Annotated in this window: 8 protein-coding genes and 2 pseudogenes; 2 read left to right on the top strand and 8 right to left on the bottom strand. The window is 51.1% G+C overall.

Annotation, left to right across the window (positions count from 1 at the left end):
- The 8 genes and pseudogenes from F560_RS0101295 to F560_RS0101260 form a co-directional block, all read right to left on the bottom strand.
- Positions 1-246: transposase (locus F560_RS0101295; RefSeq protein ID WP_019003889.1), on the bottom strand; the 246-nt coding region annotated here is incomplete at its 3' end.
- Between the two features lie 723 nt (positions 247-969).
- A complete protein-coding gene (locus tag F560_RS0101290) occupies positions 970-1,869 on the bottom strand; it encodes a YecA family protein (protein WP_019003888.1) in 900 nt (299 codons plus the stop codon).
- A gap of 3 nt (positions 1,870-1,872) precedes the next feature.
- A complete protein-coding gene (locus F560_RS0101285; RefSeq protein ID WP_019003887.1) occupies positions 1,873-2,379 on the bottom strand; it encodes a hypothetical protein in 507 nt (168 codons plus the stop codon).
- A gap of 133 nt (positions 2,380-2,512) precedes the next feature.
- A pseudogene (locus F560_RS24795) lies at positions 2,513-2,680 on the bottom strand (DUF255 domain-containing protein); the annotation flags it as partial.
- A 152-nt stretch (positions 2,681-2,832) separates the two neighbouring features.
- The gene (locus F560_RS0101275) at positions 2,833-3,648 is read right to left on the bottom strand and encodes a DUF4097 family beta strand repeat-containing protein (protein WP_019003885.1); all 816 of its coding nucleotides are present in this window, start codon (positions 3,646-3,648) and stop codon (positions 2,833-2,835) included.
- Between the two features lie 24 nt (positions 3,649-3,672).
- Entirely contained in the window at positions 3,673-4,083 is a 411-nt protein-coding gene (locus F560_RS0101270; RefSeq protein ID WP_019003884.1) for an MFS transporter, read from the bottom strand.
- Between the two features lie 48 nt (positions 4,084-4,131).
- A pseudogene (locus tag F560_RS26550) lies at positions 4,132-4,302 on the bottom strand (MFS transporter); the annotation flags it as partial.
- A gap of 442 nt (positions 4,303-4,744) precedes the next feature.
- On the bottom strand, positions 4,745-6,004 hold the full coding sequence (locus tag F560_RS0101260) for an MFS transporter (protein ID WP_019003882.1): 1,260 nt from the start codon (positions 6,002-6,004) through the stop codon (positions 4,745-4,747).
- Between the two features lie 328 nt (positions 6,005-6,332).
- Here F560_RS0101260 and F560_RS24400 point away from each other — a divergent pair, with 328 nt between their 5' ends.
- Both F560_RS24400 and F560_RS0101250 read left to right on the top strand, forming a co-directional pair.
- Positions 6,333-10,124, top strand: a complete 3,792-nt coding sequence (locus F560_RS24400; protein ID WP_019003881.1) for a phospholipid carrier-dependent glycosyltransferase — start codon at positions 6,333-6,335, stop codon at positions 10,122-10,124.
- Between the two features lie 229 nt (positions 10,125-10,353).
- Positions 10,354-14,211 carry a discoidin domain-containing protein gene (locus F560_RS0101250; protein WP_019003880.1) on the top strand — a complete coding sequence of 1,286 codons (3,858 nt, stop codon included), beginning with the start codon at positions 10,354-10,356 and terminating at the stop codon, positions 14,209-14,211.
- Positions 14,212-14,321 lie beyond the last annotated feature (110 nt).

The raw sequence follows: 14,321 nt of genomic DNA, 5'->3' as shown, positions 1-14,321 counted from the left end.
ATTCTCCATTTCGAGCTCTTCCAAGCGTTTTTGCAACCGCTTGATTTCAAGATCCTTGTTGGTGATAGGCTTCCCGTTGCCTGAAAAAGCTTCATCACCGTGGGTCTGATATTCATACACCCACCGGCTTAGCATTGTTGGAAGGATGCCTAAAGTTTTAGCAACATGGGAAACTTTCTTTCCTTCATCGATGATCTGCATCACCGCAGCCATTTTAAAGGCTTTGTCATACTTTTTCCGCACCATACAAAACACAACCCCTTTACACAAAGTTACGTTGGTCTTAACTCCATGTAAAGAGGTTTGGGGAAAGTCCACTATCGTTTTTTTATTCAATTTGAATTACATTCGAAATTATAGTATAGTTGATTTCAAAGCGTAAACCAGAGGCTTAAAAAAGTTTAAAAAAATAAAACCACCTACAATTAAGTAGATGGTTATAGATGGAATTACACATAAAATCCCAATCTGTAAACTGAACACAAAATAAATATTGTTAAATTTCCAATTTGGTTTACAGTTCAAAATTTTTTCAATATAATATAAACGTAGTGAATATTATATTTCATCAATGTTAATGAAATTAACTTTGATTACTTGCTAATCAACGTTAATTGAATGTTACTTTGATAGTAATCTATGATTAATAGATTACCAACAAATGAATAATTGGGTCTCTTACTTAATGGTTCCATTATTTCGCCATACGTTCGTTTTAAATTTTTATGCAATAAAATATTATCCAGTCTATTTCCTTTTTTCCTTTTTGATAATTTTCCTGTTTTCCGATAGGGACCATTTTCGATACGATATTGGAACCATTGTTATGTTTATCGCAAAATTTCTCACTAGCGCTGTTTTTGATACCAAAAACGCGCTATTTTTATCATATCTTGCACACCTGCATTTTTCATACCGTATGGAGTAACAGTAAATAAAAAGACTTCCCTAGGAAGCCATTCAAAACGCTTATAAAGTTGGGGAAGACGGTATTAACAACGGCGTTAATTGAATTTCGTTTTTAAATTTAATTTGAAAATGAGAACCTTTTTCGTATTTATTTTGTCCACAACATTTCTTAAACTTTTTACCACTGTTACAAGGACAGGGGTCATTTCTTTTTGCTTTGTCGTATTTCTCGTTATAGTAATACTTATCTATTTCAGTTACTGAAAATAATCTTAGTGGATTTTTATTGTTTTGAACAAAAAAATCTAATAGCTGAAACTTCTCTTTATCTGTCCTGTTATCCCCACTAAGTTCAATTATACAACGCTTATCCATTGGGTGCTGAACTAACGCAACAGCCTGAAATACAATATCCTCACAAATAGTTACTGCTTTTTGCCCCCAGTACAAATTTCCCGGAATGTGTACACAGTCAAGGTCTAAAACAGATTTACCACAAATGCTACATTTTTTGGTCTTAATGACCATTTCGCTGCTCGCAAAAACTTTGTAAGGATATAGCTTTTCCAACTCATATAGGTGTTCGTTAAACTTGTCAATACCAAATTCGCAATGGTCGTTTGTAAATTTGGTGACATCAATTAATCTGTCAATAGCATCTTGTAAAATCAACCAAGAATCTTTATAATTCCCATTTAATAGTGTCTTCCAATACATTGAGTAATATTTTAGCATTTTGCAGTACGCCTTAACCACAAACATAGAGTTTGCGACTTCTTCATTATTCAAAGCAATTGCCTGTTCTTTTATTCTATCGCATACTTCAATGCTCAAATCACACATTTGGATGACATTATCATAATTTCGTCTTGATAATTCACTGTAAATTTTATTGATATTCCTTTTTAATGACGTGTGTTCCGGATAATCGTTAAGTTCTCTTTTTAAAACAGAGAGCATTGGTTAATCCTCCCACAATTTGTTAACGTTAATCTTTTCAAAGGCTTCCTTAAAGCCGTCAATCGACCCTTTGTAGAATAAATGCTTGCTTATCCCTTTTTCTTTGTTTTCAACCAACAAGTTAAAATGTACGGTAGGTTCATCATTCGGTCTGCCTTTCATTCTGTCATATACGTAATTACTTACAAGGTTCACTACAAACGGTAATAATATTTGGCTTCCGATATATACTATTGGAATCCAAATGTCAAACGAATGTAAAGCTAATATTTTCTCTTCGCCTTTGTTCTCGAATAACTCAATTTTAAGGTCTGTATCGTTATTAGCAACCGAAAATTTATAGAAGGCTACCGTATCAGGCTGAAAAGCCCTGTCAACTCCTTCTTTTATCCCAAAGTCAGGTAGCAATATAATATCAGCCTCTTTAACTCTATCTTTTGTTTCATCAGTAAAAACTTCCATCTGCATATAAGTACCCAAAGTTTTTGTAGATTCATGTATTTCTAGCATTATTTCCCCCACCTATTTCTAAATTTTAACATGTTTATTTTATCACAATATTTAGCTAATATGTACCAATAATTATTAGCGATGTATGTAAAAAATATGATATATTTCAGTATCCTCTAGTTACATTTCATCAGTGGCAGGTGGAGTAGCCGATCGATAAGAAGACGGGTTTGTTCTCAGCTTTCGCTTTGGCGAACGCTTCGTCCGACCAAGGGAACCAGTCTACGGGGTTGTAAGCATGTTGCAGAAGATAAGGGGACTTTTCCTTGGCTAATCGATTGGGTTGATTGTTCTTTGTCATGTGGGCATCACCTCCTTGTTTGCTGGTTTTATTTGGCTACATTGAGCTTATCGTGAATGAAATCTTTTACAGGCGCCTCTAGTACATCGGAATACATCCCATTACCCCTATGAGACACTATCGTATGCTAAAAGGAGGTATGAAGGATGTCTCTATTTTGTATGAACGAGAACGTCTCCCACTTGCGCATGGGCATCGATGCGTGTTCCATTCGATCCTATCGTTGCAATGATCTGGTTTGCCGATTGAACCGTATACTCCATATTTTTCAGATTGGTACCCACACTGCCCAGTTCGCTCTTCAGATTAACCACGACAGCCTTGGGGGAGCGATCCAGCACAATATCGATGTCTCCAGCTTCCGTCCTCGCCGAGATATCATTCGCCGGATCGATTCCCAGGGCGGTTATTTTCCCGGCTTCCGTCTTCAACAGCAAATTGCCCGACACCCGGTTCAATCGGATTTCCCCCGCGGACAGCATGATGTCCACGCTTCTCGCCTTCAAATCAGCTGCATCCACGAATCCGAATTGCGTCTCTATGACGACTTGGCCGTATATCTGATCGGGCAGCGAAATCCGCAGCTTTCGCTCGCCTCTTTGCCCTTTGATCGTGTAATATTTCGTTTCTTCGTCTATGCGAATTATCAATTCCCTGGATTGGATCGCTGCATCGAAGGTAAATTGGTTTTCGATCGCTTTGTCGGTCAGCAGTTCCACCTTGGCATCGTGACCCGAAGACCGGGTCACTTCAATTTCCATGGCCTCAGCGTTCACACGAATGCTGTCGAACTCTTTAGACGCGAACGACTTGATCTCCCTCGTCAGTTCGCCTGAACCAGACTTCGCGCCAATGACGGATTCTTCCACTTTTCCGGACCAGGTCACAGTCGAATTTGCGCATCCGGATGCAACGGACGTCAAGATGAAGATTGTCAGCAACAGCAGCATTTTTACATCGTTTCTCATTTTCCATCTCCCCATGATTTTTGTTTAGTGATGCGTCCATTCAGCGGCTTGAACGGGACGGATTTGCTTGAACCGGAGCAACGGCAGCATGGACAAAGCGCCGAGCGCAAACAATCCGGAAGCGATCAAATATAGAGCCGTTAACGGAAGCTGATCTTTCAAAACGCCGACCAAGCTCATGTTAATGACCACGGCCCCCATGAAGAGCGGATTCAGGATGCCGTTTACCCTGCCTACGAAAGCTTCTTCCGCATGATTCAGGATCAGCGTATTGCAAGCAATATGGATAAAGGGAACCATCAAGCCGAAAATCAGTTGGGCCATGAACGCGATCCAGATCACGTTGACCGAACCAAGCACCGCAACCGAGATTGAACTAGTGACGAATCCAACCATAAGCATCGATTGCGGCGTCATTTTCTTGGAGATCCCCATCGCGATACCCCCGCCGAGAATCATCGGACCAAGAATCATAAAGATCTACGAGGTCGTCTGGTACATGGACATGCCAAGCTGGATCTGGGACTCCGGAACGTGAAGCTTGAACAGCTTCATGCCGGAAGGCTGCGAGAACTGGGACAATACGGAAGAGACCAAAGTTGCGAAAAATATCGCTTCCCATCCGCCAAAGAATAGAGCCAGCAGAATGACGAAACAAAATCGCTTGCACGGTACGATTGGAAAATAACGAACGCATGCTTGGCAGCAACCTTTCGAATCGTGGATATTTGAAGCACATCGATTTTCTTTCGTGCTTACGGACTCATTGTAAACGGGAAGCGCGAAGCTCAACCCGCAAGATATGAGCTTGTTCCCGCAATTATTTGCGGAAGACACGCAAAAAAACAGCCCGATCAGGGCTGTTAAGCTAACCGTCGACTCATCCGACGAAGGGAACCAGTCTAGGAGATAAATCCGAAAAGCGACGGAGTCCGCCGGGGAGCATGAACCTCGACATTCGGCCGGCTTCCCGGCGGCTGCACTTAAAAAACGATGCAAATTTTTCCCTCTATATGGCGGATACGCCAAGTCATTCGCCAGCTTGGCCGAACGATTCAAAACGGACTTGGGATGCGTGAGCTCTTGAAAATTCCGGTCAGCCGTTTTCCGTTATCCCCTTATGTTCGAGAGGTCTATTTATCGATCTCTTGCCGGTCTCCTGTATGAAAACGAGGATAAGAATAAGGGAAATAAGCGGCAAGCTTACCGCTAAGGCAACGGCATTCCCTAAGCCGAGCGATAAGGCGAGCGTCGAAACGACCGTAGGGACTAAAATTTGCCCCAAGCGGCCCACGATGTTATTGGTCCAGGCCATAGCGCCGGCACGAATTTCAGTGGGAAAAAGCTCATTGGTCAGCGTCGATCCGACAATGAGGAAAGAGTTCACGAAGCCGGCTGCGATCATGCTGCAGATGAGCACGGCGTAAAAATGGTGAAGGGTGAACACGAAAACACTAAATATACATCCGACGGTAATAATAATCGCCGCGGCGCGCTTGCGTCCGATTCGGTCCATCAGCTTGCCGTTCAAAGCAATGATCAAGATTCCCGTCACGGTTTGAGTCAATAAACCTATGCTCACCATGTTGGGGGTCCAGTTCAATTCGTTTACGGCCCTTAAGGTAAAGAAATTTAAAGTGCCTTTGATTCCGAAATAGAGAAACACCCATACGATGGACATGACCACCGTGTATTTGATATAAGGACTTTTCCAAGGTCCGAAAAAGTCTCCTTTCGGGAGCTTGTTGCCGCGTTTTTTCTCCTCCTGCATGCGCAGGAAAGCCTCGGTTTCAGGCAGCCGCTTTCGAAGCAGGAATACGGGAATCATCGGAATGGCTCCAACTACGTAAAGGACCCGCCAACTTAAGCCAAGCTTCGTGATGACGGGAAGCAGGATTCCGATGAACAAAGCGCCAAAAACCGCCGTAAGCTGGAAGCGTCCGACCGCGCTTCCCCGATGTTCTGTGGAAAATTCCTCGCAGAGAATGACATACCCGACCGACCAGCAGCCGATCAAAAAAATGCGCGCGGCAAACTGCAGGAAAATAAAAACCTCGATATTGGGGGCGAATGCTGTAAGCAGACTGCAAACGGAATACAGATAAACGCTTGTCAAAAACACCTGGCGGCGCCCGATCATGTCTGCCATTCGAGATACGAAAAACGCAACCATGGTTCCGACGGCAATGATGGACAAGGCGTAACCGGACATCTGAGGGGAGATTCCATAATCTTGCACAATGTACGGCAAAGCTATATTTATTACGGTATCATCGAAGCCCTCAAAAAACGCCCCCAAAATGAGAATGGGCCACAACCTTTTTTGACGCGCGTTCAGCATAAACTTTGTGCTCAAATGAACTTCCTCCCGGTAAAAAGCCCTAATGAATTTCAAATATAAAAAAGCCTCATTCCCCTTACGGAGAATGAGACCTCCATTTGAACGGTCGGTCCGCATCAACGTTAATTTTTTTATTCGAAAGCGTTTTAAAGATTTATAAAAATAAAATACCATATTAAATTTTCATGATGCAATTCTTTTTTCATTCTTTCCCTATTTATTTAATGGGATTATTCAACGCGCGCCGACGGCTTGACAGAATATCCTTTTATGGAAAACGATAGGACTGATTGGGAAAGTTGAATTGCGCAATGCAAGTTTCGAAACGACAAGGAGGATCTTCATGTCCGCGCCCGATCTTTCGCAAGTCGATAACCGGGGACCGGCAATTCTGCCGATGCGGCCGCCACGCAGGCGGTTCAGACGAATGACCGGACTCGCCATGGCTGCGCTGTTTCCCCTTCTGCTCCTCTCATCGGCCATTCTGTCCGCGAAGGCTGTTGCGGAGAACGGCGAAACGAATCTCGTTCTAAACGGAAGTTTCGAGGAAATGAACGCCGACGGGCCAGCGAATTGGACAAGGGATGCGTATTGGGCGGGCGAAGACCACAGCCGATTGAGGATCATCGAGGGAGACGCGCATTCAGGCTCCCGGTTTGCGGCCATCGAAAGTTTTCAACCGAATGACGCCAGATGGACGCAGACGGTCTCCGTCAAGCCGGATACGCTGTACAAGTTCTCTTGTTGGGTCCGGGTTGTCCGGGTAGCGAATCCGGAAGCCACCGGGGCGAACCTTTCCGTTCTGGGCATCGGTTCCACTTCGCGGGATTTGAAAAGCGCCTCCGGACGTTGGGAGCTTCTTGAATTTGTAGGCCGAACAGGTGCGGACCAGCATCAGATCACGGTCGCGGTTCGGCTTGGCGGCTATGGGAATTTGAACGCGGGGAGGGCCGATTTCGACGACTTTCGCATGGAAGAGCTCGCTGCCGCCCCCTCCGGAACGATCGTTGTGCCACTCGATCCGGCCGGCGATCAGGGCGCGCCCGGCGATCAAGAGGGGGCCGGCGCGTCCCAAGCGAAATCCCGGCACCCCGGATATTCGGGCTGGATGATCTTCTACGGAACGGCGTATGCGGCTTTATGCTTCTATTTGATTTCCCGGTTTCGCCACCGGAAGCCGAAGACGGCGGAACGGACGCCGGGAATGGGGATTCCCCGGCTGCGGCTGGTTGTCTGTTGGTTCGGGGGCGCGTTTCTGCTCAGGATGATCAGCGCTCCGATCATCCAAGGCCACCCGATCGACGTGCCGGACTTTCTGAGCTGGGCGGACCACGCGTACCGCAACGGATTGCCGAATTTCTACAACGGGGAAATTTTCGCGGACTATCCTCCGGGGTACATTTATGTGCTGTACGTGATCGGCCTGATCCGGCCGCTGCTTGGCTGGGAGCCGGCATCGGCCGCTTCCGTCATCTTGATTAAACTGCCGGCCATGTTGGCCGATCTCGCGGCGGCCTGGCTCGTCTTCAAAATGGCGCTGCGCCTGAAGGACGAGAGCGCGGCTCTGCTGGCGGCGCTTCTGTACGCATTGAATCCCCTCGTCTTTTTGGACTCCGTCGTTTGGGGGCAGATGGATTCCGTATTTTGCTTGTTTATTGTGCTCATGGTCTTTTCCCTTCAGTACAAGCGGCTGCCGGCGGCTTCCGTCTTCTTCGCGATCGCCGTATTGATCAAGCCTCAATCGCTGGTCTTTGCCCCGCTGCTTCTCTTTTCGGTACGAAGCTGGAAAGAAACGGCCAAAGCGGGGATTTGCGCTCTCGCCGTATTTGTTGCCGTCACGCTTCCGTTCGCTCTCCGGCAAGGGCCCTGGTGGATCTTCAAGCACTATGCTGAGATGTTCAGCATGTATCCGTACGCGACGCTTAACGCGTTTAACGTCTACGCCCTGCTCGGGGCCAACGGCGCGAAGACGGACCAAACGTGGGGGGGAATTCCTTTTTCCGGCTGGGATGTCCTCTTTATCGCGGCGATCGTTCTGGTCGTAGGCTTCCTTCTGCTTCGAGGCCGCAGGGACGGGAAGTTGTTCTACGCCGCCTTCCTTCTTGCGCTGCTCGTGTTCACGTTTAAGACCGGAATGCACGAACGATACGGCTATGCCGCCATCCCGCTGGCGCTGATCAGTTGGCTGTGGATTCGGGACAGGCGCGTATTCGCGCTGTTTGCCGGCGTCACGCTGACGAACTTCGCCAACACGGCTTACGTGCTGAAGTTCGCGTTGGACCGGAAATACTTTATTCCGAACGGCAACGGCTTCATGAACCTCGTCTCGTTGTGCAACGTAGGTCTTGCCCTGTACGCCGTGTGGGTCGGTTATGCCGTGTTGGTCAAGAAGCCGGGCGGCCAACCGGTCCAGCCCCTTAAACCGGCGAACGGCTCCGCCGCAATCCCTTTTTCGATGTCCCGCCGGGATGTTCTCGCAATGGCCGCCATTACGGTCGTTTACGCGTCCGTTGCGTTGTTCCGTCTCGGCTCGACGGTTGCGCCGCAGAGCTTCTGGAAGCCGGCGGCGCAAGGCGAGCGCGCTGCGGTCGATTTCGGGCGCGCGCAGCAGGTCGATGCGATCGTATGGTACGGGGGCATCGGAAACGGAAGCTTTCAAGTCGAGTCCTCGGAAGACGGAAACGCATGGAATCCGGTGGCGACCGTCGGCTTGAACGACGGCACCGTTTTTCAGTGGCAAAAGGCGCAAACGGCATTTGCTGCCCGCTATGTGAGGGTCGTCGCGATGCAACCGGGCGCTTCGCTTGGCGAAATGGGCTTTCAGGGGGCGGATCGGAAGCTCATTCCCTTTGCCGTCGAGGGGGCGCCTTCGGCGGCATTCGACGAGCCGGGCTCGGTTCCGCAACGGGCTTCCTATCGAAACGGCATGTATTTCGACGAAATTTACCACGCCCGGACCGCCTATGAGATGCTGCACCGAATGGAGCCTTACGAGACGACGCATCCGCCCCTTGGGAAAGTGCTGATCTCGGCGGGGGTGGCCTTGCTGGGCATGAATCCGTTCGGCTGGCGAATCGCGGGCGTCCTATTCGGGATCGCGATCGTGCCTTTGCTGTATGTTTTCGCCAAACGGTTGTTCGGAAAGACCCGCTACGCCGCGCTGGCCTCGTTCCTGATCGCCTTTGACTTTATGCTCTTTACGCAAAGCCGGCTCGCCACCGTCGATACGTTCGCCGTATTTTTCATCCTGCTGGCTTACGAGCGCATGCAGCGCTATTGGGAAATGAGCTTCTGCCGAGACAAGCTGTCGAAGACGTTCCCGCCGCTTGCAGCTAGCGGGCTCGCTTTCGGCCTTGCATCGGCCGTCAAGTGGATCGGCTTGTACGCGGGCGCGGGGTTGGCGGTCCTCTTCCTGCTTTCGCTGTGGAACAGGTACCAGACCTATCGGGAAAAACGCGAGCGGCCCTTCGCGCCTTATGCGCTGCGGACGGTGCTGGCGGGCGGTTTGTTTTTCATCATCATTCCCCTGATGATCTACACGGCATCGTATATCCCGTTTATGCTCGTGCCGGGTCCCGGACACGGGTTGAAAGACGTCGTTTCCGCCCAGAAGTTCATGTTCAATTATCATAGCCGGCTTAACGCCACCCACCCATTTTCGTCGCTGTGGTGGGAGTGGCCTCTCATCCGCAAGCCGATCTGGTATTACGGAGCCGCGGAATTGGCGCCGGGAAAAATGGCGAGCATCGTGGGCATGGGCAATCCGGCGGTGTGGTGGTCGGGGACGATTGCGGTAATCGCGGCCCTTCGCTCGGCCTGGAAGAAGCGGGACCGGAGCATGACCGTCGTCTTCGTTGGAATCGCCTCGTCTTATCTTCCGTGGATTTTCGTATCCAGACTCACCTTTATTTATCACTTTTTCGCTTGCGTTCCGTTTCTTGTTCTTTGCATCGTTTATTGGATTCGAAAAATGGAAGAGCGTAAGCCGGGATATCGGATTGCGACGCTCCTTTACGCAGGCGCGGTTCTGGTGCTGTTCATTTTGTTTTACCCGATTTTGTCGGGGACCGAAATAGACGTTTCTTACGCGGACCGCGTTCTGAAGTGGTTCGGCGGGTGGATTTTTCACGGGTAAGCGAGCGTTGGAAGCAAGGAAGGGAAGGAAGACGAGCGTCTCCTTCCCGAAATCCATCCAATATCTTGAAATTGTATACATTTTTCGTAAGATTGCTTCTTATCTGTCTCCCTCCCCTGTTCTTATAATGGGGGTATCCCAACGAAAGGAGGGTTTGTAAGCGCTGTCAGCGCTGTTTTGCCGAAAGTTCTCGCATTTGCTGACCTACACTTTGAGGAGGAGGAATTTAATGCGCTGCAAATTTGTCGCATGGTCGCTTGTTACAGCCATGCTGATTACAAGTTTGTTGACGGCTGTAGGACCGTTCGGACCCGCTTCCGCCGCGGGAGGACCGAATCTGACGCCGGGCAAACCCATTACGGCGAGCGGCCAATCCCAAACCTACAGCCCTCAGAACGTAAAAGACGGCAATCAAAATACGTATTGGGAAAGCACGAACAACGCGTTCCCGCAATGGATTCAAGTGGATTTGGGCGCAAGCACGGGCATCGACCAAATTGTGCTGAAGCTGCCCGCAAGCTGGGAAGCGCGCACGCAAACGCTGGCCGTTCAAGGCAGCTTGAACGGTTCGACGTTCACGGACATTGTCGGCTCCGCCAATTATGTATTCAGTCCGTCTGTCGGGAACAACACGGTTACGATCAACTTTACCGCGACCAGCACGCGCTACGTGCGCTTGTATGTAACGGCCAACACGGGCTGGCCGGCGGCGCAGCTGTCCGAATTCGAAATTTACGGCTCCGGCGACCAGACGCCGGCGCCTGATACGTATCAAGCCGAATCCGCGGCTCTGTCCGGCGGCGCGAAAGTCAACACGGACCATGCCGGATATATCGGCACGGGCTTTGTTGACGGTTACTGGACGCAAGGCGCGACGACGACCTTTACGGTCAACGCGCCGACGGCGGGCAACTACGATGTAACGCTGAGGTACGGCAACGCAACCGGCAGCAACAAAACGGTAAGCCTCTACGTCAATGGAGCGAAGATTCGCCAGACCACGCTGCCCAGCCTGCCTAACTGGGATTCATGGAGCAGCAAGACGGAGACGCTTAACCTGAATGCAGGCAGCAACACCATTGCGTACAAATACGACCCGGGCGATTCCGGCAACGTCAATCTTGACCAAATCACGGTCGAAGCGTCGACTTCAACGCCTACTCCTACTCCATCCCCTACTCCTACACCTACGCCAACGCCGACGCCTACACCCACACCTACTCCGACCCCGACGCCTACACCTACACCTACACCTACGCCGACGCCTCCTCCGGGCGGCAACATCGCCATCGGCAAATCGATTTCCGCATCCTCCCACACGCAGACGTACGTTGCGGAGAACGCGAACGATAACGATGTCAACACGTACTGGGAAGGCGGCGGCAATCCAAGCACGCTGACGCTCGATCTCGGAGCGAACTACAATATTACGTCCATCGTGCTGAAGCTGAACCCGTCCTCGATATGGGCTGCGCGTACGCAAACGATTCAAGTGCTCGGACACGATCAGAACACGACGACCTTCAGCAATCTGGTCTCGGCGAAAACGTACTCGTTCGATCCGGCCTCCGGCAATACTGTGACCATTCCGGTTACGGCGACGGTGAAACGTTTGCAGTTGAACATTACGTCGAACTCCGGCGCCCCGGCCGGACAAGTCGCCGAGTTCCAGGTGTTCGGCACGCCTGCGCCGAATCCGGACCTGACGATTACCGGCATGTCCTGGTCGCCTTCTTCTCCGGTTGAAACCGACGCCATTACGCTAAACGCAACGGTGAAGAACAACGGGAATGCCAGCGCCGCGGCGACCACCGTCAATTTCTACCTGAACAACGAGCTGGCGGGCTCCGCGCCGGTAGCCGCGCTGGCGGCAGGCGCTTCGGCAACGGTGCCGCTGAATGTCGGCGCGAAAACCGCCGCGACATACGCGGTCGGCGCCAAAGTAGACGAGAGCAACGCGGTCATCGAGCTGAACGAGTCGAACAACAGCTACACGAATCCGGCTTCACTCGTTGTGGCCCCCGTTTCCAGCTCGGATCTGGTGGGCACGGTTTCGTGGACGCCGAGCACTCCGATTGCCAACAATGCCGTTTCTTTTAACGTAAATCTTAAAAATCAAGGGACGATTGCTTCCGCCGGCGGGTCTCACGGCGTGACGGTCGTGCTTAAAAATGCTTCCGGTTCGACCGTTCAAACGTTCAGCGGTTCCTATACCGGCAGCCTGGCTCCGGGAGCGTCCGTCAACATCGCCCTTCCGGGGACCTGGACGGCGGCAGCCGGCAGCTACACGGTAACGACCACCGTTGCGGCAGACGCCAACGAACTTCCGATCAAGCAAGCCAACAACGCGAACACCGCAAGCCTGACCGTATATTCCGCCCGCGGCGCGAGCATGCCGTACAGCCGGTATGACACCGAGGACGCCACCCTCGGCGGCGGCGCCACGCTGAAGTCCGCGCCGACATTCGATCAGGCGCTGACGGCATCGGAAGCCTCCGGCCAGCTCTATGCGGCGCTGCCCTCGAACGGCTCCTATCTTCAATGGACCGTCAGACAGGGTCAGGGCGGCGCAGGCGTGACGATGAGATTTACGATGCCCGACTCGGCGGACGGCATGGGATTAAACGGTTCGCTAGACGTTTACGTCAACGGCACCAAAGTCAAAACCGTATCGCTGACCTCCTACTACAGCTGGCAGTATTTCTCGGGCGATATGCCCGGAGACGCTCCCAGCGCGGGCCGTCCGCTCTTCCGCTTTGACGAAGTGCACTGGAAGCTGGCTACTCCGCTCAAACCAGGAGACACGATTCGCATCCAGAAGAACAACGGCGACAGCCTGGAATACGGTGTCGACTTTATTGAAATCGAACCGGTTCCGGCTGCGATCTCCCGTCCGGCCAACTCGGTTTCCGTAACGGATTACGGCGCTGTGCCGAACGACGGACAGGACGATCTCACCGCCTTTAAAGCCGCCGTAAACGCGGCGGTCGCATCCGACAAGATCTTGTACATTCCGGAAGGAACGTTCCACCTCGGCAACATGTGGGAGATCGGTTCCGTCAGCAACATGATCGATCACATAACGATAACGGGAGCCGGTATCTGGTATACGAACATCCAGTTTACCAACGCCAATCCGGCGTCCGGCGGCATCTCGCTCCGGATTACGGGCAAGCTTGATTTCAGCAACGTGTATCTCAACTCCAATTTGCGGTCGCGGTATGGTCAAAATGCGGTTTACAAAGGCTTTATGGACAACTTCGGGACCAATTCCGTCATCCGCGACGTCTGGGTCGAGCACTTCGAATGCGGCTTCTGGGTCGGGGATTACGGCCATACGCCGGCGATCCGGGCGAGCGGTCTGCTGATTGAAAACAGCCGAATCCGCAACAACCTGGCCGATGGCGTCAACTTCGCCCAAGGGACCAGCAATTCGACCGTACGCAACAGCAGCCTGCGCAACAACGGCGACGACGCCCTTGCCGTATGGACGAGTAATACGAACGGCGCGCCCGAAGGCGTAAACAATACCTTCTCGTACAACACGATCGAAAACAACTGGCGCGCGGGAGGCATCGCCTTCTTCGGAGGAAGCGGACACAAGGCCGACCACAACTACATCGTCGACTGCGTCGGCGGTTCCGGCATCCGGATGAACACCGTGTTCCCCGGATACCACTTCCAGAACAATACCGGCATTGTGTTCTCGGACACGACCATCGTCAACTGCGGCACGAGCAAAGACCTTTACAACGGCGAACGCGGCGCCATCGATCTGGAAGCTTCAAACGACGCCATCAAGAATGTAACGTTTACCAACATCGATATTATCAACTCTCAGCGCGATGCGATCCAGTTCGGTTACGGCGGCGGTTTCAGCAACATCGTGTTCAACAACATCAACATTAACGGGACCGGTCTTGACGGCGTAACCACCTCGCGGTTCTCGGGACCGCATCTGGGCGCGGCGATCTTCACCTATACCGGCAACGGCTCCGCCACGTTCAACAATCTGAGGACCAGCAATATCGCTTACCCCAATCTGTATTACATCCAGAGCGGGTTCAATCTGATCATCAATAATTAGATATCTTGGCCCGTCTGCGGGGGAGGAACTCTTCGGAGCTCCTCCCTTTTCCGTACACGCAAAAACGTGAGGCGTCTTTATGTGACATCGGTGTGGCTATAAAATACCTC

Source organism: Cohnella laeviribosi DSM 21336, from assembly GCF_000378425.1.
In the GTDB taxonomy this organism is placed as follows: Bacteria; Bacillota; Bacilli; order Paenibacillales; family Paenibacillaceae; genus Cohnella; species Cohnella laeviribosi.
This window is presented reverse-complemented; position numbering and strand designations above follow the sequence as displayed.